This is a genomic window from Mesorhizobium sp. WSM4829 (assembly GCF_055811475.1).
The window spans coordinates 171146-195545 of sequence record NZ_JBVVQJ010000007.1; the positions used below are offsets into that span (position 1 = coordinate 171146).

Here is a 24400-nt window from a genome sequence, read left to right on the forward strand (position 1 = left end):
CACGCCTACAGCACGATGAGCTTTCCCTTGCGCAGACGCTTGGCGCAACGATAGGCGAGATCGGCGGCGACCATGTCTTCCATGGCAATGCCCATCGCCTTGTAGGTGGTGATCTGTTGATCCGAAACACGGCCCGGCGCGCGGTCGAGCAGCATGGCGCCAAGCTCAGTGCCGAAATCCGGGTCGAAGCCGGCAAGCTCGCAAGAACCGACCGGGGTCGGTTCGAACGCATCCCTGGTCTCGACAAAAAGACTGGATTTGCCGATGAGCTCGATCGGCATTTCACCGCCGGGTGGTGCCACCCCGACCGACGAGACGTGCGTGCCCGGCCGAACCCAGCCTGCCTTGATCACCGGCTCGTAGGAATGCGTCGCCAGGCACACCACGTCGGAACTGCGCACTGCCGCCTCGAGGTCGGCGACCGCCACCACCGACGGATGCAGCCGGGCAAGCGCTGCCGCATCGTCGAAGCTCTTCGAAGCGACCCGGATTTCGGCAAAGTCGCGCACCAGCGGCAACAGATGCAGGTGCTGGTTGGCCTGCACGCCGGCGCCGACCACTGTCGCTATCCTAGCGTCCCGGCGCGCGAGCGCGCGCACCGACAGCACGGCGGAGCCGGAGGTTCGCACCGCGGTTATGAAGGTGCCGTCCATGATGCAGACCGGCAGGCCGGACAGCGGATCGAACAGGCTGATGGTTGCGAGGTGGCTGGGCATGTTCTTGGCCAAATTGCCTTCGAAGACGTTGACGACCTTGACGGTCAGGTTCATGCCCTCCATCCAGGCCGGCATGGCGAGGCTGTAGCCGGCCCCCGGGATGTTGAGCTGTGGTCGGGGTGGATTGACGACCTTGCCTTGTGACAGCGCCTTGAAGCCGTCTTCCAGAACATCGAGAAGCTGGCTGAGATCGATGCACGCCATCACGTCGACTTCGCTCAGCACCAGGATCTCGGTCGCTCCCTTGCTGATTTCCGCCGCACTCCTGCCGGCTGGGCTGAACGCTTCCTTGCTCATCTTGCACTCCTCTTGTTTGTCGAAATCGCCTCACCACGTTTGCTTTGAGTGGGTGAGGGAAGCGCAGGCTATTGCGAGGTTTTATGTGATGAAATACGTTGATTTTGACATCTCTGCGTGAAATCAGCACACAAATCCCTGAGATAGAGTGGATTGTGAAAATGGACGACCTCGACCAGATAGACCGCAGCCTGCTCCGGCTGCTGCAGGAAGACGGGCGCCGGACGACGCTTGATCTTGCCGGGCGTATCGGGCTGTCGCCGACCGGAACGAGCCAGCGGGTGAAGCGCCTGTTCCGCGACGGGTTGATCACCGCGGTCAGGGCGGTGCTCGATCCGCGCAAGGTCGGCCGGGGAACGCTGGTGTTCATCGAGGTCCGGCTTGACCACACGGCGCCGCATGTCTTTGACCGTTTCGCCGAAGCCGTGGCGAAGGCCCCGGAGGTTCTGGAGTGCCATATGGTGGTTGGCGGTTTCGATTATCTGGTCAAGGCGCGGATCGCTGATATGGCGGTGTTCCAGGATTTCCTGCAGCGGGTCATCCTGCCTCTGCCCGGCGTGCGCGAAACGCACACTTTCGCCTCCATCGCCGACGTCAAGCCGAACGCCCTCTTGCCGGTGTGATCAGTGGAGGAGGAGAACGCTGTTCAGGGCGACCTGCACGCATCTTCGCCATCCTGTCGCTCCCTGGCGCGCCTTCCGGTGCAGAGATGCCGGAGACCGGCTCTAGCCTTGCGCGGTCAGCAGGTTCGCATCGCGGGCCAGCCGCCACGCACCATCAGCCTCCTTGCGCAGGAGCGTCAGCGTATATCCCGATTGACGCACCGGCTTCCCGTTCGGCGGCGTTGCGGTCATATCGATACGACCGCGCATGAAGGCCCAGTCGCCAAGAAGCTGTAGTTCAACGATCTCGTTCGTGCCGTCGACATGAACGCCGGCCATCTCCTGCGCGGCTGCCGCGAAGATCTCCTTGTCGAAGGGCTCCCGGCCGGGAACCATGAAGATCGCGTCGTCCGTCATCAAGCTGAGGACGGTCGCGGTGTCTCCACGCTTGCTCGCATCCATCCACGTCTCGACCAGCTTTCGGATTGCTCTTTCGTCGTCCGTCATCCGTTGCCTCCCTGGCTTCTCGCCGTCATCGATACCGCACGGCGCTCCTCCATCGCCGCAACATAGGGCTCAGATCGCTCTCGTCATCGATTGCAGGGTTTTATCGACGTCACGCTGCGTGGGATGGTCCGTGAAACGGCAGGTCCGCGCGCTCTACGCCTATCTCCAACCGCCCGAGGCGGTGATGCGCTCGCCGGTCAGCCAGGATGCGTCGTCCGAGGCGAGGAACACCGCGATGCGCGCGATGTCGTCGGGCTGGCCGAAGCGGCCGAGCGGGGTCATGGCGATGACCTGCTTCTCGAACTCGCTGCCGACGATGCCGATCCGCTGCAGGCCTTCGGTGTCGACGCCGCCAGGCGCGATGGCGTTGACGCGGATGTTGCGGGCGCCGAGCTCTCTCGACATGGAGAGCGTGATCGAATCCACTGCGCCCTTGGTGGCGGCGTAGACCAGCGAGTTCGGCTGCGGGTTGAGGCTGGCGACCGAGCTGATGTTGATGACGCTGCCGCCTCCGGCGCCGAAATGGTTCACCGCTTCCCGGATGGTCAGGATGGTGCCCAGCACATTGGTGTCGAACTCACGGTGGAATTCGGCCTCGGTCACCGCTTCCAGCGGCTCGAATGCGAAGACGCCGGCATTGTTGACCAGGATGTCCACCGCGCCGAACGACGATTTGGCGGCCTCGAACAGGCGGCGCACGTCGGCCGCTTGCGACACGTCGCCATGGACGGCAACGGCTCGGCCGCCTGCGTCCTTGATCTCGGCAACGACGCGGTCCGCACCTTCCCTCGACGAGGCATAGTTGACGACCACGGCGGCACCGGCCGCCGCAAGACCCTTGGCGATGCCGGCGCCGATACCCTTGGAGGCGCCGGTGACGATGGCGACCTTGCCGTTCAGCTTGCTCATCAATCTCTCCTTTGTCGATGATGAGCGGTATTTAATGGTGATCGGATAGCGTATTAGGATCACCTCGATCGGTTCTTTCGTGCCTGGAATTCTTGAATGACCACCATCCTCGAAAAGACCGCCGGTCTCGTCGCCTTCGTGCGCACGGTCGATGCCGGCTCGTTCCATGCCGCCAGCCGGCTGGTCGGCTCCAGCCCGTCGGCGGTGTCGAAGAGCGTGGCGCGGCTCGAGCGGCGGCTGGGCGTGCGGCTGATCCAGCGCTCGACGCGCCGGCTGGCACTGACCAGCGAAGGCCTCGCCTATTACGAGCGGGTCGCGCCTTTGCTCAGAGCGCTGGACGATGCCGAGGACATCGTCCAGATGGCGGATACCGCGCGCGGCCTGCTGCGCGTCACGGCATCCGTCGAACTCGGGCGCGGCCTGATTGCCTCATGGGCACAAGCATTCCTGGCGCAGCACGGCGAACTGAAACTCGAGCTCAGCGTCACCGACCGTCACGCCGACCTGATCCGCGAAGGTTATGATGTAGCGGTGCGCATGGGGACGCTGTCGGACACCGGGCTCATCGCGCGCAAAATCGCCAATCTGCCGATCGTGCTGGTGGCCTCGCCGGTCTATGTCGAACGGCGCGGCCGGCCGGCCTCGATCGAGGATTTGCAGAGCCACGACTTCGTCCGTTACCAGATGGCCGGCCGACCTTATCCCGTCACATTGGCCGACGGCGCGGTGATCGTGCCGAACGGGCGGCTCGATACGGACGACGGCGGCGCCATCCGGCAAGCGGCGCTGGCCGGAGCCGGCATCGCGCATCTGATGCAGTTTGCCGTGCAGGACGATCTCGACACCGGCCGTCTGGTCCGCATTCTGCCCGAGGTGGCGATGCCGACTATGCCGGTGCACATCGTCCATGCGTATGGGCGACAGCTACCGGTCCGCGCCCGGCTGTTCGTCGAGTTCCTGGCGGGCCGGATGGCGGCGCTGACGCGATAGGGCGGGAGCTCCGTGGCAAAGACAGCGGCGCTTCGTCGATGGCCATGCGGTAGCCTTCGAGCGTCGCTGCGTTGAAGTTGAATATCAAGCGTTGGCGCGGCGCGACGTAACGAGAATACCTGTCATCGAGCTAAAACGTAATCTCCACCGAAGCGGCGCTGCGGTTGGCCGGCCCGTGAAAGACGGCCTCGATGTTGTTGCCGTCGGGATCGAGCAGGAAGGCGGCATAGTAGCCGGGATGGTAGTGCTGCCGCTCGCCGGGTGCGCCATTGTCCGTGCCGCCGCCATCGAGGCCGGCTCTGTAGAAGGCGTCGACCATCGCGCGGTCCTTTGCCTGGAAGGCAAGGTGGTGGCGCCCCGTCAGTTGCCCGCTGGCCGCCCGGCTGTCGATGCTGGAGACGAACAGCTCGTCGGCCCAGAAATAATCCTCGGCGCTGCCGCCGATCGGAATATCGAGCACCTTGAAAACCGCCTCGTAGAAGCGGCGGCTGGCCTTGAGATCCCTGACCACCAGCTGGACGTGGTCGATGAGACGGCCGCGATGAAGTTCCATGCCTGACAGCTCCTGATCGCCAGGTTGGAAATCTAGCTCAGGACGGTGCACGGTCAATGCAATGGAGCAATTGAATGGCGCGATTTCCTGACTGGATAAAAAATGCAACCGGATTGTAGGATTCGAAATGTCGCCGTCGTCCTTCGGACGCAAGCGGCGCGACGAATCTCGAAAGAAGTCGCGCCGTGTCCAAACGATCTCGGGAGAAAAATATGCGCATTTCCTATCGGTGGGTCATCGTCGCGGCTGGCGCCCTGATGACCTGCGTCGCCCTCGGGGCGATGTTCTCGCTGGCGATCTTCCTCGAACCGATGGCGCTCGACACGGATTGGTCGCGCGCCGGCATATCGAGCGCGATGACGCTGAACTTCCTGGTAATGGGTCTCGGCGGTTTCGCCTGGGGCGCCATTTACGATCGCTACGGCGCCCGCATCGTGGTGATGACAGGGGCGGTGCTGCTCGGGCTGGCGCTGGTGCTGGCCAGCCGCACCGGCTCGCTGCTTGTCTTCCAGATCACCTATGGCGTGCTCGTCGGCCTCGCGGCAAGCGCCTTCTTCGCGCCGATGATCGCGCTGACCGCCGCTTGGTTCGACACCAATCGCAGCTTGGCCGTTTCCCTGGTCTCGGCGGGCATGGGCGTGGCGCCGATGACGATCTCGCCCTTCGCGCAATGGCTGATCACGGCCTATGACTGGCGCACCGCCATGTTCGTCATCGGCGTCGCGGCATGGGCGCTGCTGGTGCCGGCCGCATTGCTGGTGCGCCAGCCGCCCACGCCTGCCGCTGAAGACGCCGCCGCCGATATTGCCGCCAACGATACCGGCATGTCGGTTCCACAGGCGCTGCGCTCGCCGCAATTCATCGTTTTGGCACTGACCTTCTTTGCCTGCTGCGCGGCGCATTCCGGACCGATCTTTCATATGGTGAGCTATGCGATGCTGTGCGGCATAGCGCCGATGGCGGCGGTCAGCATCTACAGCATCGAGGGCCTGGCGGGCTTAGGCGGCAGGCTTCTATACGGCGTGCTTGCCGACCGGCTGGGGGTCAAGCCGGTGCTGATTACCGGTCTGGCGATACAGTCCGTGGTCATCGCAGCCTATCTTGCGGTCAGCGAGCTTGGTCAATTCTACACGCTCGCCGTCATCTTCGGCGCCACCTATGGCGGCGTGATGCCGCTCTATGCGGTGCTGGCGCGCGAATATTTCGGCCAGCGCATCCTCGGCACGGTGTTTGGTGCCGTCACCATGCTGTCCAGCATCGGCATGGCCTTCGGCCCGCTCGCCGGCGGCATGGTGTTCGATGCCTATGCCAGCTATTCCTGGCTGTTCATCGGCTCGGCCCTTGTCGGGCTCGGCGCGGTGGCGGTGGCGATCGCCTTCCCGCGGCTGCCGCGCAGGGAGTTGCAACCGGCGTAGCGGAGAGAGGACGCAGGGGGTCGAAAGCGGACATCGAGCATGTCCAGCTTTTGACCCCCAGTCGCGAGGCGTTCATCGGCGGTGATAGTAGCCGGGTCAAGACTGTGCAAGACCCATCTCCCTTAATAGCAATCGATCATGCTGCGGCGCAGCGCGTTCACGTCCAAATGCCGATTGCCGGCAGCCGACGTTCGGACGAAAAACGTCAAAACGGACGAATGAATGGTTTTTTTCGCGTATTCTTGCGTACACCTCACGCGACTATTTCAGGTCCGTTAACATTTTGTGTTTTCGGCGCAGCATTTTGTTCCTATCCTCGCCCCAGGGCTTTGCGCATTCAATTGCGTGAAGATCTGGCGTGAGGATCCCAAAAATGCAGCAGGCAAAGCGAGTCTTGGTGACGGGGGGCGCAGGTTTTCTGGGATCGTTCTTATGCGAGCGGTTGCTTGCTGAAGGCCACGAGGTTGTATGCGTCGACAATTTCTTCACAGGAAGTCGGAGAAACGTCTCGCATTTGCTCGACAACAAATCCTTTGAGATCATTCGTCACGACGTGACATTTCCGCTCTACGTAGAAGTTGATGAAATATACAACCTTGCTTGCCCGGCAAGCCCGGTTCACTATCAGTTCGATCCGGTCCAGACGACAAAGACCAATGTCCATGGGGCGATCAATATGCTGGGACTCGCCAAGCGAGTTCGCGCAAAGATCCTTCAGGCGTCCACGTCTGAAGTCTACGGAGATCCCGAGATTCACCCGCAGACCGAGGACTATTGGGGCAGGGTAAACCCGATAGGTCCCCGTTCCTGTTACGACGAAGGCAAGCGGTGTGCCGAAACCCTGTTTTTCGATTATTGGCGGCAGAACAGGCTGCGGATCAAGGTAGCGCGCATCTTCAACACTTACGGTCCGAGGATGCGTCCGGACGACGGCCGCGTCATTTCCAACTTCATCATGCAGGCACTGCAAAACAAGCCGATAACCGTGTACGGCACCGGCGAGCAGACACGCTCATTTTGCTACGTCAGTGATCTCATCGACGGTCTGGTTCGCCTGATGCACACGGCCGACGATGTTACCGGTCCAATCAATCTCGGCAACCCGGTCGAATTCACGATGCTCGAACTTGCCAATCTCGTGATCGAACTTACCGGAAGCCGATCCGAGATCAGGTTTTTACCTTTGCCCGTCGATGACCCAAGGCAGCGACAGCCTGATATCGGGTGTGCCTTGCGCCAGCTCAGTTGGAAGCCAAGAATTGCATTGCGCGATGGTCTCGTCACGACCATTGCCTATTTCGATGACTTGGTCTCATCGGGATATGCTCGGTCCGCTGCAGCCGGATGAAAACAGTCCTGGTCACTGGCGGGGCGGGCTATATCGGCTCACACTGTTGCAAGGCATTCGCCGGGGCCGGTTGGTCGGTCATTGCGTATGACAACCTCTCGCGCGGCTGGCGCGATGCGGTCAAATGGGGACCGCTTGTCGAGGGCGATGTTTGCGACGCTGCAGCGGTGGCAGCAGCGCTGCACCAGTATCGGCCGGATGTGGTGGCGCATTTCGCCGCCTACGCCTATGTCGGCGAGTCCGTCGAGCGCCCGGAACTCTACTACCGAAACAACAGTTTTGGGACGCTGGTCTTGCTCGAGGAAATGCTGAAGGCCGGCGTCGACAAGCTGATCTTTTCGAGCACCTGCGCGTCTTACGGCGTTCCGATTCGTTCTCCGATTGACGAAACGCATCAGCAATCGCCCATCAATCCCTATGGGTGGTCGAAATTCATCATAGAACGAATGGTGGACAATCTTTCCGATGCCCATGGCCTCAACGCGGTTGTGCTGCGGTATTTCAACGCGGCCGGATGTGATCCCGACGGCGAGGTCGGTGAGCGGCATGAACCGGAAACGCATGTCATTCCGCTCGCTATCGAGGCGGCGATCAGGTCGGGCCGGGTTTTTACCATTAATGGCACCGACTTCGACACAAGGGACGGAACCGCGGTGCGGGACTATGTCCACGTCACCGATCTCGCCCGTGCTCACGTTCTGGCAGGGGAGAAGCTTCTGCGCGATCCGGGAGTCCATGTCTACAATCTCGGCACCGGAACCGGAACGACGGTGAACGAGTTGGTCGATGCGGTGAGCCGGGCTTCGGGGACACGCCTCCCCGTAGCCTACGGTCCGCGCAGGGCAGGTGACCCGCCTGCGCTTGTCGCCGCGGCCGGCAAGGCGGCCCGGGAACTCGGCTGGATGCCTGAGCAATCCGGAATCGACCGGATCGTCCAAACGGCGCTGGCCTGGTATCGCCGCCGTTTGTGACGATCTTTTTTGCGGAAGAGCCCTACCGCCTGGTCAGCAAGCAATCGAGAGCGGCGGCAACTGCGGCAAGCGAGAAATTTTCCGCTATCCGTTTTCGCGATGCCTGACCGAGGTGTTCCCGCATGCCCGGGCTGTCCTTCAGTCTTTGCAGGGCGCGCGCGATTGCAGCGTTGCGGCCGCGCGGTCGACGGATTGAACTACATCGAAGATTTATTCGCCAGGACGTCTCTCCACGCGCCTTCAATCCACCTTAAGCAACTCGGCAGAATGCGACAGTCGCACAATCCCGTGCTCTTTCAGATATGGCCAATAGGCGTCATTGACCGTTGCTGCAACAACGTCGAACGTTAGCAAGTTCTCGCTTGCGAGGTCCGGGTCGTCCTCTCCCCACGCATAGAGAGCCGCTCCAGCGGATCGCGCCGTTGAGGTAGATGTTCTCGATCCCGTCGAGATCCGGATGGAATCCGGCCCCTATCTCCAGCAAGCTTCCGATCCGGCCTCGCATCACTGCCTCGCCCTCATCCGGAGCCGTGATCGAGGTCCAAACCTTGAGCAGCGTGGTCTTTCCCGAGCCGTTGCGTCCGATGATACCGCACACGGTGCCAGTCGGAAGGAAAAAGTGATGTTCTTGATGGCGAAGAATTCGTTGAGGGAAGCTTTGGCTTCCCGCGAGCGCAAACGCGCGACGAGTTGTTCGACCTCCTCACGCAATGAGTGCACGCCGATCGCGCCGCGCCGGTAGCGCTTGGAAAGTCCTCGGACCTCAACGGCTGGCAATTCTGTCATCGATCTCAAGCCGTAACATTTGCGGTTCGACTGCCGGGTTGATCCGCGGTCAGCCGGTCCTTCACGACGCGCGCCGTGACAACGATAGGATAGGCGGTATCCCGGACGTCGAGCTTCTGGTCAGAAACTTCTTCCTTGGCGAGTCCCTGAAGAAAACAAACTGCCGCAAAGACGTTGCCGTGGGTTTCGAGCGCCATGTTCGCCGTGCTGAAGGATTTCGCAAGCAACTTCGCCAACGCCGCCTGCGTCAATGACCAGAACCACGTGCTGCCCCACTCGCCGCGATCGATCGGGGTGATGCCAGGAACAGTTAGCAGCAGCACGCCCCCGGGCTTGAGCGCTTCGGCCAGTGCAGCGACCGCGGCCGACATGTCGAAGATCAGATGAAGTGTTTGCGTGAGGATGATGCAGTCGAAGGCGTTTGACGGCAGCACTCCGGGCTGCGACAGGTCGCCTATGATGGTCGCGTTTGGATCATCGGGATCAACATGCAGCACGTCGCTCTTGACGACATGAGCACCGCCAAAATGCATCGTGTAGCTGTTGTCGCCGATTTCCAACACACGGCCATGTATGTCGGCCGCATTCAATTGTAGGAAATTCTCGATATAATACCGATCTATTGGCTTGCCGCGATCATATCCAAATGAGTGGCTGATCGGCATCGTGCGTGCGAAATCCCCAAACCGCACCGAACCGACGCGCGGAGCCCGCCAATCAGCGCCGGAAGCTCCGAGCAGCCGTTGCACATGCCTGCCGACCTTGCGTGCTATCTTAAATGCCGCCGTTTGCAGCGCGATCGGCGGCGACATCTGCAAAGCCTGCCGCAGCATGCGCATCGCTTTGGCGGGTTCGGCGCGGATCGCGCGCAAGGCATCAGTAGTCACCTCTCCGGTATAATAGGTCTTCCAGAACCGCCTACCATCGCGGACTGCAAGACGCACATCGTCGTCAACCGGACCTGCCAACTGCTTGTCAAGCACCGACAATGCTGCAGCGAGCATCATCGATCGATTCTTAGACATGTTGTCGCGGTGCATGCGATACTCGGCGACGACATCGTCGTGCGTTACGATCGAACCGCGCCGGGCGATTCGCAAGAATAGCTCATAGTCTTCGCAGGACCGCATTGAAACGTCGAACCCGCCCATGGCCGCGAGCCTCTCCCGCCGATAAACCACGGTCGCATGCATCGCAATGAAGTTTCCCGTCCGCAGTAGCTGAAGATAAGGATCTTCAACAAGCGCGATGTGATGCTTGTCTGACTCGATCGCACCCCTTCCATTGATGAAGCGATGAGCTCCGTAAGCGAAAACCGCATCTGGATGCGCAACCAGCACTCGCACGCCCGTCTCCATGGCAATCGGAAGGAGACGATCATCCGCGTCCAGAAAGGTGATGTAATCGGATCTGGAAGCCGCCAGTCCGGTGTTTCGGGCGGACGCGAGCCCGCAATTGTCCTGCCTGATCAGGCGCACGCCTGGATGACGCTCGACAACCGATGCCGGATTGTCGGTGGATCCGTCGTCGACGACAATAATTTCATCCGTCGGCCGGCTTTGACGAAGACAGCTCTGAATGGCGTCCTCGAGAAAGCGAGTGTGGTTGTAAGTTGTTATGACGACTGCGATCATGAAACAGCCAAATTCTCCTTAGCTTCGCAGAGAGGCAACGGCTGGTGTGCTTAGGCCTCACAAACAGAATTTTGGCACAGAAATGATGGAGACTCGTCAGTTTTAGCACGTCGCTCCCAGCGAGGCGATGCGACTTGTCATTCACGTAGAACGGTATCGTTAATATCAGAAATCTCAGGCTCGGTCGCGATCCAATCCGCGCCACCGGTCCCGCCCACTACCTCCGTGCTCTCGTCAGCAGCCTGAACAGCTTCGACAGGATGCGACGTGGCGTCAGCCGCCGAGCGAACCGGCGTCCGGCTTCGATGGCGAGGTCAAACCTATCGCGAAGTGTCAGGGGCCGACGCTGGGCCGGATAGCGCGCGAATGCGAAGCGGAGCGCCCGCTGCAACTTCGGCGTCATCAATCCCGAGGTCGACGCATGCATCTCGACCCATTCGAGGAAGCCAATGCGAGCAGCATGCGGGCGCTGTCGATCGTAGATGCCGGAAGCAGTAGCGCCACAGGTGCCAGAAATCGAGGTCAAACCAGCCGCGTCGAGGAGTGATAATGGTAGTCTGCTGCGCGTTCATCAGAACAGATGATCCTCGATTTTTCGCAAGAATTCATCCCCTGACCAGTTGTCGACACACAATCGAGGTAAACGCAGAACGTCTGCCTCGGGCGCAACGCATCCGGCGCGCGTCGTGCATGCGAACTCAAATCCCGCTTCCCTGACGGCAGATACCGACAGAGCGTCATGGTCTCCGAATGGATATGCAAAAGAGAGAACGGGTTTTCCGGTCATTTGCTCACAGGCCGAACGGCCGTCGACGATCTCGCGAAGCTGGGTCGCGTAGGAATGGGAGGGAAGCGTGGGATGACTGACAGTGTGACCGCCGATCGTTATCAGGTCGTCACTGATGTCACCAACCTCACCGGGCGTCATAAGACAGTGCTCCGGTCTGGCGTCGAGACCAACACCTGCCCATTTCGCAATGTCTTCGACGTGTGCGTTCTGCCGCTCATACGGCAGCGTTCGGAGCGCCGACCACACCTCCCGGTAGACTTTGTCACGGCCGGCCTGATCCACCATCTTCGGGATAGGCCAGTGATGCCTGGCTCCCTCGATGGTGATGTCGAGCTGGTCAGGCAGTTCAGGCGTCTCAAGACAGATGCGCGTGAGCGCATCCCACCAGAATTCCCTGCCGCTTCCTATTGCTCCCGTGGCAACAAACAGCGTCATCGGGCAGTCGTGACGCTGCAGGATAGGGCGAGCGTTGCTGTAGACGTCGTGATATCCGTCGTCAAACGTGACAACCGCAAGCGGTTTGCCCGGCTTTCCCCGTGCGATGACATCGAACAGCTCATGCAAATGCACCACCCGCCGGCTCCGCGTCAGCGCTTCAATTTGTTCGTCGAACCTCGCGGGATGGACGGCCAGGCTCCACGGATCGACGGCGATATCTGCAACGCGATGGTACATCAGTATGATGGGAGCACGGCGCAGGCGTCGACGACGCACCAGCCGACCAAGCTGCAGGAGAACGCGCGGGATCACCATCGGTCTCCCGCCGCAGGAACCGAAAAAACCGCGCTCATGTCCGATCGCGGAGCCCATCCCCATCGGCAGGAACGCGATACATGTGGGTGTTCAAGCATATAGCTGATGGCAATAAGCCCACGAGGCCACGGGCACGGATGTGAGCGAAATGAAAGGAAGCATGAAGGTATCGACAGTTTGGGCGGATTGAAACCAGCATATTAGCACATGTCGCCGCCGTAAGTGCGAATGACCGGGCGAATTCTCAGACGTTGAAGTAGCCGGTAGGGACAGGCGGCTTGATGCTCTCTCGCTCGAGCATGCTAGTATTTAGGCTGGTGGCGCTCCCGTCTTTCTTTCATCCTTCATCAAAAGCAGGCTTTTTTCGATATACAACCCGCAGTTTCCGTCATCATTCCTGCCTACAATGCGGAAAAGACCATCCGACACACCCTTCAGTCGGCCGCCTCGCAAACTTTCAAACAGCTGGAGATCATAGTGGTCGATGACGGGTCGACCGACCGGACCGCTGAGATCGTCGAGGCATTTGCAACCAGTGATCCGCGTATTTCTCTTCTGAGACAGCAGAACCAAGGGGTTGCTGTCGCCAGAAACCTGGCAATTCATGCGGCGAAGGGTGAATTTATAGCGCCACTTGATGCGGATGATGTGTGGCACCCGACAAAGCTGGAAAAGCAGCACAGCCTTTCAGTCGCGGCCGTCTCTCGGCCTTGTCTACGCATGGTATCGGGTCATCGATGATGATGATTGGGTGATCGAATGCTCCCCGCCAACTCTCGCTCGCGGGGACGTCCACAACTGGCTGCTGGTTGAGAATTTTATCGGCGATGCAAGTTCACCGCTAATCAGGCGATCAGTTCTTACGGCAACCGGGGGATACGACCATTAGACCTCCCCTGGCGGAAGAGCCGCTGCAAGCGCGCGAACAGAATAGGCTCACATTCACCAGATAGTCTCTTCATAAAGGCGCCGAAACTCGGCGTTCTCGTTTCGCATCCGCTTCATTCGAATTTTGACCCAGCGAGGAACCAGCCTGGCCCGGCAGTACATGCCGATCATGTTGGGCAGGCGGGAAATTGCCGTGCGCGGTTCCAGGACGAAGTATCTCTTCAGCAGGTCGCCGGCTGCGAACAGCCGCCCGCCGACCAAGGCTCTGATGGCAAGCCAATGAATCATGTCGACCAGATGGGCGTCGAGATCGTTGCCGAACTGCGGATATTTTTCACGAAACTCGGCCAGAACAATCTTACACGAACGAAGCATCTGCATAACATCGCTCGACATGTTGACGTTCGTCATCCGGTAACCCACGAGGTGCTGGGGCACGACGCGGAATTCGTAACTTTCCGCTATTCTGAGGCACATAAGAAGGTCCTCGCAGCCTTGTGCATTTCTGGCCCTCAGGGAAGGATCGAATTGTCCCGCCCGCTCGAATGCGGAGCGACGCAGCAGCATCGAACTTCCGTTGCCGACAAAATTCATTCTGCACATCCGTTGCAGAACCTGGCCATCGGCATCGGGTCGGTATAGTGAGAATACCCGGCCGTTCTCGTCGATTTGCGCAAACCAGCAATATGCCAGGCCCGCGGAAGAACCGCCTTCCTGCAGGGCGCGCAGTTGCAGTGCGATCTTGGAAGGAGCCCACAGATCATCCGCGTCGACAAACGCCAGAAACTCGGCATCGGTAGAGGCCGCACCGCTGTTGCGGGCGTGCGCAACACCGGCGTTCGGCTGCCTCATCAGGCGTATGCGCCGGTCTTTCTCAGCACAGGAGGCGACGATCGAGGCGGACTTGTCCGTCGACCCGTCATCCACCACGACAATGTCCAGCGCCTGATGGTCCTGCTGGCAGATGCTGGTCAAGGTGGCGTGAATGGTGCGCTCGGCATTGAACATCGGCACCACGACGCCGACCGTGGCATTGTCCTGGATCATTGGAGCCTTCGGTTTCTCTGCAAGAGCCAGTAAACAACGGATGGTGCCAGCATTGCAATCAGCACCGCTCTTCGATGATCGGGGCGAATTCGAGGCAAATGAGGTCGGTCATTCAGCCTGGCCTATCGAAGCTGACGGGATTCGGAGGGTGACGAAGCAACGTCAAATCCGAAAAACAGACACAAGGGGAGGTCGCGTAACGCTGCCTTATTAGCCTTTACTGAATAAGCCGGTCAACTGGCGCCGCGCGGCGCGGACGGCCGCCGCATGCGGCCCGGCGCGCGCAGGCCGTGCTGGTCTTTGTTGAATGACGATTGGCAGCGTCACCATGCCACTGGGCGGGTCAGCCGCGGAGGCAGAGTCGAGATCGACGATGCATCACTCGGCCGGGCGCGAAAAATTTGCAGCCGCAGTCTTGCCTCGTCTGATCGGTCGCTTGCCCGATTGCGGCTCGGATGCCTCCGCGCGATCCGGTGCCGCGGCGTTTCCGACGAGCGATGCGAGCTCGGCCTCGCTGAGTGTCTCGATCTCGAGCAGCTTGCGCGCCGTCTTTTCCAGCAGGTCCCGCCGCTCGGTGAGGAGCCCGACGGTTCGCGCGAAAGCGGCGTCGACGATGCTGCGAACCTCCTCATCGATAGCCTCGGCGGTGGCCTCGCCGTAATCGTGCTCGCGCGGACCGCCGGCGAGTGGGTTGGGGCTGAGGAAGGAGCGCTGGTCCTTTTCCAGCGCCACGTGGCCGAGCTTTTCCGACATGCCGTACCGCGTGACCATGGCGCGGGCGATATCGGTGACTTTGGCCAGGTCGTCGGCGGCCCCGGTCGACAGATGCCCGAACACGATCTGCTCGGCCGCCCTGCCGCCGAGCAGCACCGCCATCTTGTTCTCCAGTTCCTCGCGCGTCATCAGGAATCGGTCCTCGGTCGGCCGCTGGATCGTGTAGCCCAACGCGCCGACGCCGCGCGGGATGATCGACACCTTGTGCACGGGATCCACTCCGGGCAGCGCCATCGCTATCAAGGCATGGCCCATTTCGTGATAGGCGACGACCTCGCGTTCCCTCGGGTTCAACAGCCGGTTGCGCTTCTCGAGCCCGGCCACGATGCGCTCGACCGCATTGTTGAAATCGTCCATCGTCACGACATCGGCCCTCCGGCGCGTGGCGAGCAGGGTCGCCTCATTGACCAAATTGGCAAGGTCGGCGCCGGTAAAACCCGGCGTCAGCGCGGCAACCTTCTCGGCATCGACGTCCGCCGCCAGCTTAGCCTTCTTCATGTGGACCTGGAGTATCTGGACGCGACCTTGCTTGTCCGGGCGATCGACCAGCACCTGCCGATCGAAACGGCCGGCGCGAAGCAGTGCCGGGTCAAGGATTTCCGGGCGGTTCGTCGCGGCGAGCAGCACGACGCCGATTTTCGGATCGAAACCGTCGAGCTCGACCAGGAGCTGGTTGAGCGTCTGCTCCTTTTCGTCGTGTCCGCCCATCATCGGGCCCGCTCCGCGGGCGCGGCCGAGCGCGTCGAGCTCGTCGATGAAGATGATCGCCGGGGCTCTGGCGCGTGCCTGCTCGAACAGGTCGCGCACACGGGCGGCGCCGACGCCGACGAACATCTCGACGAATTCAGAGCCAGAGATCGAGAAGAACGGAACTTTTGCCTCGCCTGCAACGGCTTTCGCCAGCAGTGTCTTGCCGGTGCCGGGCGGTCCGACCAGCAGCACGCCCTTGGGCATGCGCCCGCCAAGACGGCCGTATTCCTGCGGACTTTTCAAAAAATCCACGATCTCCTGCAACTCGGCCTTGGCCTCATCGACACCCGCCACGTCCTCGAATTTGACGCCGGTATTGGCCTCGACATAGACCCTGGCCTTGCTCCTGCCGATTTGCATCAAACCGCCCATGCCACCACCCATTCGTCTCATCAGCAGCATCCACAAGCCAAAGAAGACGAGGATCGGGACGATCCAGGAGAGCAGGTCGCTCAGGAAGGTGCTTTCGATCTGGCCAGTGACGGTGACGCCGTGCTCCTGCAGCTGTCGCGCGAGGTTAGGCTCGACGCGCGTGGTAATGAATAGCGGCTTGCCGTCCTGCGGCTCCTTGAAGCGGCCCTGGATGAAGCGATCGGAAACCTGCACGTCGGCGATCCTGCCGTCGCGCAGCATGGTCTCAAACTGGCTGTAGGGAATCTGCGCGACGTGCTGCGTGGCGGTGTAGACATATTGAAAGATCATCAGCACCGCGAAGGCGGCGATCCAGTACCAGATATTGAACTGCGTCTTCCTGTTGCCCATGTCCATGGCGTCTCCTCCAGCGTCACGTCGATGCAGGTGGCCGAACCGCCACGGCACGCTGGGTGCCGTGGCCAGCCGGCGAAGCCGTTATGGCTCCCTCGCTCCAGCAATTGGATTTTGCCATTGGAGCCGCGACAATCGGCTTCGGAGCGTGCTTGGGAGAACGTCGGGGAGCGCAAAGTGTTGCAAGGAGTGCTGCGAGGGAGCCTTGGGATTCGCAGTCGGCCGCGACAGCTATCCCCAATCGGGACCTTCTTGAACGGAAATCGATTGCCGAAGGAGATGTTGCCGGACTGACGATGCCGGGCCTGCTGCAAGCCAGGCATCGCGCTTGGTGATCCGCCCTCAAGAGGCGGCTGCTTCGGGCACGCCCTCCAAGCAAAGCCATCCATGCTTTCTGCGAGGGCCAATGGAGCATTGTCGGGGGTGGGAATTCCGGGTCCTCCAGGCAGCCGACCGATACCGACAGCGCATCCTTCAGCCCTCAGCCCGCATGAAGACGACCGACCCGCATGTGGTGCAGAATGTCTGCTCCAGCCATTGTCCCGACGATCCGGTTCTGCGCCAGGATCGGGTCTCGCCTTTCTGGCCGACGAGGGCGGAATCGGCGTAGATGGCCCGGTACGAGAACGCCGTTCCGGTGCAGCGTTGGCACTCCAGGCAACTGCACGCATAGACGCGTCGCGGCTCTCCGGCGAGGATAAGTTCCACGCTCCGGCATGAGCAGGTCGCGGTTCGCTTGTTGCTGCTATGCATTCGCTGGCTCCCCGCTCTGGCGCGACGAACCATTTCGAAACAGGGGAGCCAGAGATGCAAAATCATCTTCCATGCGCCCGAGCGAAAGCGCCTGTCGAAAGATCATGTCCATGGCGCGCGGCATAGCCGCGTCGAGCCCTCGCTCCTCGCATGCCTCGAGCAGATGCTGGAAGGCGCTGTAGTGGGCGCCCAATGACGCCAGGGTCGCGTCGTCGCCGGCAAAACAGCGTGCATTCGTTCTATCCACCAGGTCGAACAGAGCGGCATCGACAACAGGCTTGAATCCGGAAAGATGGCTCCTGAACGTCGCCAGGTCGAGACCTTCGGCCTCGGCGACAGCCATACCCTGGAGTGCTCCGAAGAGCCCGCCCCACATCTGCGTGAGCAGAGCAGTATCAAGCGCAGATGCTTGACCCGGCAGCTCCCCGACAAAGCTCGTGGCGCCGCCAAGCGCGAACAGCATCGGCTTGTGCTTCTCATAAACATCACGCGAGCCCGAATAAAGCAGTGCGGTCTCGGGTTTGCCGACAAAATCCGGAGTGGCCATGATCGCCCCGTCCAGATAGCCGGCACCATGTGCCTCCACCCAGCGCGCTTCTTCCCGCGCCAGACGCGGCGATCCGGAGGTGAGTTGCACAACGGCTTTGCCGGCCAGTGCCGAAGCGATGCCAACCGGCTTCAGCAAAGCGTCGCTGGCGGCATAGTCGAGAACATTGATGATCACGACGTCGGCCGCTCGGATCCCATCCTCCACTGAAGGGGCTACCTTCGCGCCAAAGGCCGCCAATGGATCGCACTTTGCCGCGGTCCGATTCTAGAACCAAGTTGGATAGCCGCGATCGAGCAGCGTACGAGCAATGGACGAGCCCATTCGGCCCGCGCCGAGCACGCAGACATTCGATGTCATAATTACTTCTCCGATAGACTGATGGCCCTTTCGACGAGGGTCCGTTTTATTTTTTGGCGCGCTGGATCGGAAGATATAAATTCTTGCTGCGTTGAAGAACTCCAATACCTGTTAGCGCGAAACGCCGGCATGCTCCAACTTCCACATGTGGTAGAACGAGCTGTCTTTGTCGCTGAGCAATTCTCTAGGAGACCCCTGTTCAATAACTCGGCCCTGATGCAGAACAATAACGTGATCGGCAGACTGTATCGTGCTGAGGCGGTGTGCGATGACAACGATCGTCCTTTTGCCCCTTAGCTCGTTTATGCTAGTATCTATTGCTGTTTGCAAAGCAGCGTCTAAGGCGCTTGTCGCCTCATCCAGGATTAAGATTTCTGAGTTTTTTCTCAATGCTCGGGCAATAGCGATTCTCTGTCGCTGACCTACTGAAAAACGGTGACCTCGCCTACGGACCGGAGTATCGAGCCCATCCGGAAGGAGGGCAACAAACTCGTGAACCTGCGCAGCCCGCGCGGCATCTTGCACGCTGTCACGATCCCAATCTTCTGCTCCATAGCTTATCACATCTAAAATAGTGTCCCCAAGAAGTTCAGCGTCCTGCCCGGCAAATGCGATCCGTTCTCTCCAGTCTGTTAACCTAATGGAACGAACATCTACCTCATCGACCCACATCGTACCCCGGGTGGGGTCAAAAAAACGGCACAACAGAGCTGCCACAGTACTTTTTCCAGATCCAGAAGAGCCGACGAATGCAGTCAGACGGTTCTTCACTATTTCAAAACTTGCGTCACAAATAGCTGCCGTGTCGCTACCCACGTAGGTGAAGCTCACGTTCTCAAATCGAATGCTCCTGGCCAGCCCACTGAATGCCCGTGATCCGCTTGATTCCTCCGGCTTTTGAAGCACGTCTCTGATATGATCCAGCGTTGGCAAAGCTCGGGACAATTCGACTCGCACATGATACAGCATTCGAACGTGAGGCTGCAGTCGGTACAGAAGGACGAGAAAGGCGACTAGCGTACCCGCGGGGATACCCATGCTCCAGGAATAAGCTACGATAACCAAAAGGAGCGGCGCAAAAAGAACTTCCGTAATCGGGCCTATTATCGCGGCAGCTTTTTCCACGTCAACTGACGCTGCACGATCACGCGCTGCTATATTAGCTAATCTTCTAAACTCCCGCTTCTCTCGAGAAAATAGTTTAATTACCTTTAGAGCCTCCAACGATTCGATCAGCCTCGATGAGAGCTCTGCGCTGGTTTCTTTTGCGACAGCGGCTAGACGCCTCACTCTCCTAGTAAGAATGATAGTAACAACACCAATGAGCGTTAAACCGGCTAGGGAGACTGCAGTTAGTCGCGGAGACAGAAGAAATAGAATTACGCAAAATGCAGTAACGGAGAACAGGCTAACTAATCCTTTCGCTACTGCAACCACGAACTCACCTGCGAGCCACGTCTCTCCCTGGACGATATTGAACATTCGGCCAGAACTGCTACTGCTGACAAACTGAAAATCAGCGCGAAGGAAACTGTCAAATAGTGACGCACGCAGGTCTAAAACAATTTTTTTGCTGATAATTAGCGCAACAAAAGAATATAAGTATTGAATAGCAGCCTTGCTTGCGAACAGGAGCAATACACCAAATATAAATAATAGTAAAACAGTTGTCTGATTAGATTCCGGCCAGATATCTGTTGAGCGACCAAGTAAAGGGAATACTACAGCCACATCGGGCGATCGAAACAGGTAGGATATAAGGGGAACGAGTATCGCAACCCCGATGCCCTCAACTGCAGCAGAAGCTACGCCGAGCATGACCAGTGTTGGGAATGCCCACAGGTGTGGTCTCAGAAAGGATCTTAGGAAATATGCGTAGGCGCGGTTCACGATGTCGGTACCACGCCAGCAACGGCCAATCGTGCGGCTACCGCCCGGCGTCGGTCGTGCCTATCCGGAATACGCGGTTCAGTCTGCAATCCCTCCTCCGGCGATATTTCATGAAAATGGCGGATATGCTGTCTCTTGCTTTTGACGGGGTGATCTGAAGACGTCCAGCCGAACCAATCTTTCAGTCGGCGCGAGATCCCTCGCGCCAACGATCGCGCTATTCTCAAATTTAATGCGGATTGAGGATCGATCAATATCGTTCTCGCTAGAAGCGCCAGGCCTTGACGAAACTTCCCTTCACGCAGCGACCGCTCCGCTAGCCAGCTAGCGTTCTCGCCCGCCGCCCAGCGGAAGAGAAAGGCCGGGAGTTCGGGGTGCCGATTGCGTACTTCGCGCAGGACAATCTGCCGCGATTTAAACATTTTGAAGATATTGCTAGACATACTGCCATCCGAGAGGCGGTACCCCATGAGATAGGAATCGGCTATTCGTACCGTATATCGTTCCGAGATGGCGAGAAACGCCCTTGTGTCCTCTGCCCCTTGTGCTCCCCTGGCCCGAAGACTGGGATCAAATCCTCCTACCTCCAGCAGGCATTTCCGCCTTACCAATACCGCGCTGCCCCCGCCCATGAAATTGAACAAAACGAGCAATGGGTAAACGTACCCCTCATAGGGTGGGAAGTGTGGGCTTGTTATAATCGCTCCATCGGAATCGACCTCTCGGTACCTGCAGTAGACTATACCAATGTCGGCGCCCCCGCGCTGCATGACCTCCATCTGCTTAGAAATCTTTTCACGGTGCCAGAGGTCATCCGCGTCGAGGAAAGCAACGTAATCGCCTTGCGCAGACGCGATCCCCGCATTCCGGGCGACAGCGACGCCTCCATTCGCCTGGTGTATCAATCGCACTCGCTTGTCGCGAGCAGCACACTCACGCACGACGCTGGCGGTGGCGTCCGTCGATCCATCATCAACCACGATGATCTCAATTGAGGGCCATGTCTGCTCCGCTGCGCATCGAACAGCGTTTTCTACGAACCCACAGCCATTATGGACCGGTATCACCACGGATACTAGCGTAGCTGATTCATCACTCAGATTGGCCATGGATCAACCGCACCTGAATCTAGTGGTGGATAGTTTGCTGCCATCTTGGTGACATCAGCGTTCAGGAACTTCAAATCCAAAACCACACTACAATTCACTGGCTTCCCTGCCCTGGTATGGTTTTGAAGCTCTGACCTAGCAAATCAGTCGCCTGCGAGAGGCGCGGCACCTGACGCCACCTGCTCAGCACGTCAACGGGGTCCCCGGGGATAACCTAGTGATGATGTTATCAGATCGATGTAAGCAGCCGGCGCGTGCTGGCCAGCCCACGCAAGGGTCAGAATTGCGCTCCTGAATTTCCCGCTTCTGTTTAGATCCCGCACAGCTGCCTTGATCATTTGCCTACCGTACAATCTTTTCCAAAAGCCTATGCCGTCTCTATAAGCTGCTTTATAGGATCGGTCGCTGCCGGTGTGCATCTTTTGGCGCCTTAAAACCAACAATGCGCTCCGCAGCATCTTTTGGTAATTACCTGACATATTATAGTCGTGCTGGCGGTACTCGGCAACTATTTCGCTGTACACTTCGATCGGGTACTTTCGAGCAAGGCGCAGGTAAACGTCATAATCTTCGCAGGCTTCCAATTCCGGATCGAAACCTCCCTCCCGAACCAGGATAGAGCGATCGTAGAGTACTGTACCGTGCATTGCGATAAAATTGCCCCTAAGAAATTCTTTATAAGGATCGCCTTCGTGTGTGGGCGACCGTTCCCACAGGGCAACTCTATCCAGCGACACCCCACGGTGCCCGCCACATACAAATGCGTATCCAGCCCGCGTGATGAGTGCCGCCACGCCCAACTCGACTGCATTGGGCAACAGAATATCATCGGCGTCTAAAAACGTCACGTAGGCACCAGTCGACTTAAGCAACCCGGCGTTGCGCGCTGACGGCAATCCGGCGTTCCTCTGGTGAAGAACAATGGCATGTTCTAACTTGTTCGCCACCTCAAGCGAGTTGTCAGTCGACCCATCGTCAACCACCAGTATCTCGACTTTTCGATAGGTTTGCCGTCGAGCACTGTAAAAAGCATCTTGCAAAAAGGTGCCGTGGTTGAAGCATGTGATTACAATACTAACGAGTGGATCCCGCTCGCCCACGGTAAGCTTCCTCTCTATCTCTAGACGCACCTCGTATTCACGGCGCGCTTGAGCTCATCAGACTGCTGTACGCGCGGGCCAACCTTCTCGCGACTCGACTCATTACTGGGTGCCGATACCGCCAGAGTGCGCGCTGAAGTTTTCTCCACTCGTTTGATTGCTCCATCCCAACAGATATCATATGACCTTCCAACCAAACGAGAAACTGGTGCCGGTACTTATGAAACTCACCTTCTTGGTGTACGATTTGGCTGCTCGACGTAGACCTCTGTCTGTAATAGTCGCAACAGGCGCTGGAAACGTAAACAGGCGTCGAGGTGTATACCTTCGCCAGGAACACTTGGTCTGTGAATACCCGTTTGAATTCATCGTTCCAACCCCCAATTCGGTCGACAACATCCGATCTCACCAGCACAGAATTCATCGACGGCGACGCGCCTTCGCCCAAAGGGTACAACGCTGAGAGCAAAGCAGGAGGCCACGCCAAGCTGTTCTGAGGTGCGCCGACGAGCACAAACTCATCTTTGTCTTTGTCTTCAGCGCGACCCGTCCACCGATGCCAATATACCGTCGACCCAACCACCATACCGGCTTCTGCTATCATTTCAAAAATTGATAATTGTTGCTCCAGTCGATCTGGAAGCCAAACGTCATCGGCATCCAAGTATGCAATGTACTCGCCTGACGAATGTTCGCGCCCTAGATTGCGCGATGAACTCGCCCCCAGATTTCGATGCCCGAAATGCTCTAAGTATCGAATTTTACCCGGCGACTGCTCCGCGTAACGTTTGGCGACGTCTGTGCTCTCGTCTGTAGAACCGTCGTCAATAAGCGCTAACTCCCAATTTGTGTAAGTTTGATCCAACACGCTCTCGACTGCCTCCTGTAAGAAGGAGCCTGCGTCTAGAAACGGGGTTATGATCGAGATCAGGGGACGATGCGATTCCACCAAGTACTTCCGTTCCTGTTGGGCAAGTGGCGTTATGCGCGACATTTCTGAAGTGCCTCAATCCTGGAGAGGTCCAATACCCGGATGCGGGGTAGTATGCCGTTGGCAGTCCAGGAAAAGCTGGCTAAGCATTATAGCAAGTTGATGTGGTCTCCTCAACCAGGCGTGCAGTGGGTGCCAAGGATTGGAGGTGGAGCGAAGCGGAACCGAAGTGTTACCCCGCGATACCTCAGGTGACCGCTATCTGAACCCATGCCCCCGAAATAGGAGGCCGCCTGCGAGCAGGTTGGCCGGAATATCACTGGCGTCTTTGCGGATGCTTTCGGATTGCAACAAGCACCGCGCCGTCGTTCAAGCTACATTCAACAGACCCTACCGCGGCCAGCGCTTCAGTGGCATCCACCGAATCCCCACCCGGTCCAGGCCCTCTGATAACGAAATGTCCTTTCTCACATGTGAAGTCCCACTTGTGCAGCTGCTTGTAGGATTCCGTCTTGCCTTCGTTTTCAGCATGATAAAGCACGACGTAACCATCGGGCTTCGTGACGGAGAGCATCTGTTGTATTGCCTTGAGCGGACTAGCGGTGTGATCTATACAATTCTGTCCATGCACGATGTCGAAACTGTAATCGTCAAATTGGGTGCTAAGATTTTCGGCGTCACCAAAGACTGTTCGCACAAGAGGTTGGATCCCAAAGTCTCTCAGAACTTGATCGTATTCCGATGCCAGCAGGTCAGTTGCAGTAATCCTGATCTCTTTCGAAGCATGCACTTTGCCGAGCTTCGTCAACGGGCCAGCACCCACATCGAGTATGTGAACTAGGTTGGTCGTCAACCTGTCGACATATCGCCCAACGTGATCCTGAATTGGTAAATTGGGGTCAAGACGTTCCTTGTAGTCCTCTGGCCAGAATGATCCCTGAGTGGAGAACCAGTGTCTCCAAAACAGAACTTCGTCTCTGAGCTGTTGGGATCGGCTGTCTCCCTCCAGCCAGCGCAGGATATTTCGTCCGAGCCGCCGAGCCCTAGTCAACACCGATGTCGATCTTCTCGGAGACCGTTCTCTAGCCATGACGGGGACTCCTCGCGGTGAAGCGGGTTTACGGTCCGCTCTGGTCGCGTTTAGGCGTTGCTCGCCATCGCACGGCGTAAGCCCCTCCGGAAGTCAGGTCAAGTGCAACAAGCAGGTGGGACATT

General features: G+C 58.8%; 22 protein-coding genes and 1 pseudogene. 6 read left to right on the plus strand and 17 right to left on the minus strand.

The genetic code is table 11. From position 1 onward, the window contains the following. Positions 1-5: 5 nt before the first annotated feature. Positions 6-1013 carry an ornithine cyclodeaminase family protein gene (locus AC0L17_RS09620; protein ID WP_473515632.1) on the minus strand — a complete coding sequence of 336 codons (1008 nt, stop codon included), beginning with the start codon at positions 1011-1013 and terminating at the stop codon, positions 6-8. A gap of 161 nt (positions 1014-1174) precedes the next feature. On the opposite strand from AC0L17_RS09620, the gene AC0L17_RS09625 reads away from it, so the two are divergent. Beyond that, positions 1175-1636, plus strand: coding sequence for an Lrp/AsnC family transcriptional regulator (locus tag AC0L17_RS09625; RefSeq protein ID WP_091599351.1), 462 nt, complete (start codon positions 1175-1177; stop codon positions 1634-1636). Between the two features lie 102 nt (positions 1637-1738). Here AC0L17_RS09625 and AC0L17_RS09630 read toward each other — a convergent pair whose 3' ends face one another. Continuing rightward, on the minus strand, positions 1739-2077 hold the full coding sequence (locus AC0L17_RS09630; RefSeq protein ID WP_473497929.1) for a YybH family protein: 339 nt from the start codon (positions 2075-2077) through the stop codon (positions 1739-1741). A gap of 204 nt (positions 2078-2281) precedes the next feature. After that, complete coding sequence (locus tag AC0L17_RS09635; protein ID WP_091599344.1) at positions 2282-3031, minus strand: SDR family NAD(P)-dependent oxidoreductase; 750 nt, start codon at positions 3029-3031, stop codon at positions 2282-2284. 96 nt (positions 3032-3127) lie between these two features. Between AC0L17_RS09635 and AC0L17_RS09640 the strand changes: the two genes are divergently transcribed. Continuing rightward, entirely contained in the window at positions 3128-4021 is an 894-nt protein-coding gene (locus AC0L17_RS09640) for a LysR family transcriptional regulator (RefSeq protein ID WP_473515633.1), read from the plus strand. A gap of 130 nt (positions 4022-4151) precedes the next feature. Here AC0L17_RS09640 and AC0L17_RS09645 read toward each other — a convergent pair whose 3' ends face one another. Further along, positions 4152-4583, minus strand: coding sequence for a VOC family protein (locus tag AC0L17_RS09645; RefSeq protein WP_473515684.1), 432 nt, complete (start codon positions 4581-4583; stop codon positions 4152-4154). Between the two features lie 203 nt (positions 4584-4786). Between AC0L17_RS09645 and AC0L17_RS09650 the strand changes: the two genes are divergently transcribed. The 3 genes from AC0L17_RS09650 (at position 4787) to galE (ending at position 8308) form a co-directional block, all read left to right on the plus strand. Continuing rightward, positions 4787-5989 (plus strand): MFS transporter, encoded by a 1203-nt coding sequence (locus tag AC0L17_RS09650; protein ID WP_473515634.1) that lies wholly within the window; start codon positions 4787-4789, stop codon positions 5987-5989. A 373-nt stretch (positions 5990-6362) separates the two neighbouring features. Beyond that, positions 6363-7337 carry a UDP-glucuronic acid decarboxylase family protein gene (locus AC0L17_RS09655; protein WP_473515635.1) on the plus strand — a complete coding sequence of 325 codons (975 nt, stop codon included), beginning with the start codon at positions 6363-6365 and terminating at the stop codon, positions 7335-7337. Continuing rightward, positions 7334-8308, plus strand: coding sequence for a UDP-glucose 4-epimerase GalE (galE, locus tag AC0L17_RS09660; protein ID WP_473515636.1), 975 nt, complete (start codon positions 7334-7336; stop codon positions 8306-8308). Before AC0L17_RS09655 ends, galE begins: the two co-directional genes overlap by 4 nt. A 316-nt stretch (positions 8309-8624) precedes the next feature. Here galE and AC0L17_RS09665 read toward each other — a convergent pair whose 3' ends face one another. The 3 genes from AC0L17_RS09665 to AC0L17_RS09675 form a co-directional block, all read right to left on the minus strand. Further along, positions 8625-8951, minus strand: a complete 327-nt coding sequence (locus AC0L17_RS09665) for an ATP-binding cassette domain-containing protein (protein WP_473515685.1) — start codon at positions 8949-8951, stop codon at positions 8625-8627. 148 nt (positions 8952-9099) lie between these two features. After that, on the minus strand, positions 9100-10728 hold the full coding sequence (locus AC0L17_RS09670) for a glycosyltransferase family 2 protein (protein ID WP_473515637.1): 1629 nt from the start codon (positions 10726-10728) through the stop codon (positions 9100-9102). A 571-nt stretch (positions 10729-11299) separates the two neighbouring features. Then, on the minus strand, positions 11300-12271 hold the full coding sequence (locus AC0L17_RS09675) for a polysaccharide deacetylase family protein (RefSeq protein WP_473515638.1): 972 nt from the start codon (positions 12269-12271) through the stop codon (positions 11300-11302). A 420-nt stretch (positions 12272-12691) separates the two neighbouring features. On the opposite strand from AC0L17_RS09675, the gene AC0L17_RS09680 reads away from it, so the two are divergent. Continuing rightward, positions 12692-13012, plus strand: a complete 321-nt coding sequence (locus tag AC0L17_RS09680) for a glycosyltransferase family A protein (RefSeq protein WP_473515686.1) — start codon at positions 12692-12694, stop codon at positions 13010-13012. Between the two features lie 201 nt (positions 13013-13213). Here AC0L17_RS09680 and AC0L17_RS09685 read toward each other — a convergent pair whose 3' ends face one another. The 10 genes and pseudogenes from AC0L17_RS09685 to AC0L17_RS09730 form a co-directional block, all read right to left on the minus strand. Then, entirely contained in the window at positions 13214-14206 is a 993-nt protein-coding gene (locus AC0L17_RS09685) for a glycosyltransferase family 2 protein (RefSeq protein WP_473515639.1), read from the minus strand. A 378-nt stretch (positions 14207-14584) separates the two neighbouring features. Then, positions 14585-16498 carry an ATP-dependent zinc metalloprotease FtsH gene (gene ftsH, locus AC0L17_RS09690; protein ID WP_473515640.1) on the minus strand — a complete coding sequence of 638 codons (1914 nt, stop codon included), beginning with the start codon at positions 16496-16498 and terminating at the stop codon, positions 14585-14587. Between the two features lie 471 nt (positions 16499-16969). Further along, on the minus strand, positions 16970-17314 hold the full coding sequence (locus AC0L17_RS09695) for a GFA family protein (protein ID WP_473515641.1): 345 nt from the start codon (positions 17312-17314) through the stop codon (positions 16970-16972). Beyond that, complete coding sequence (locus AC0L17_RS09700) at positions 17241-17711, minus strand: imine reductase family protein (protein WP_473515687.1); 471 nt, start codon at positions 17709-17711, stop codon at positions 17241-17243. The genes AC0L17_RS09695 and AC0L17_RS09700 overlap by 74 nt, the downstream gene beginning before the upstream one ends. Then, a pseudogene (locus AC0L17_RS09705) lies at positions 17691-18050 on the minus strand (NAD(P)-binding domain-containing protein); the annotation flags it as partial. The pseudogene AC0L17_RS09705 and the gene AC0L17_RS09700, both read right to left, overlap by 21 nt. 216 nt (positions 18051-18266) lie before the next feature. After that, positions 18267-19886, minus strand: coding sequence for an ABC transporter ATP-binding protein (locus tag AC0L17_RS09710; protein ID WP_473515642.1), 1620 nt, complete (start codon positions 19884-19886; stop codon positions 18267-18269). Between the two features lie 155 nt (positions 19887-20041). After that, positions 20042-21154 (minus strand): glycosyltransferase family 2 protein, encoded by a 1113-nt coding sequence (locus tag AC0L17_RS09715; protein WP_473515643.1) that lies wholly within the window; start codon positions 21152-21154, stop codon positions 20042-20044. A gap of 191 nt (positions 21155-21345) precedes the next feature. Beyond that, complete coding sequence (locus tag AC0L17_RS09720) at positions 21346-22254, minus strand: glycosyltransferase family 2 protein (RefSeq protein WP_473515644.1); 909 nt, start codon at positions 22252-22254, stop codon at positions 21346-21348. Between the two features lie 37 nt (positions 22255-22291). Further along, positions 22292-23248 carry a glycosyltransferase family A protein gene (locus tag AC0L17_RS09725; protein WP_473515645.1) on the minus strand — a complete coding sequence of 319 codons (957 nt, stop codon included), beginning with the start codon at positions 23246-23248 and terminating at the stop codon, positions 22292-22294. Between the two features lie 253 nt (positions 23249-23501). Further along, positions 23502-24275, minus strand: coding sequence for a class I SAM-dependent methyltransferase (locus tag AC0L17_RS09730; RefSeq protein WP_473515646.1), 774 nt, complete (start codon positions 24273-24275; stop codon positions 23502-23504). Positions 24276-24400: the final 125 nt, after the last annotated feature.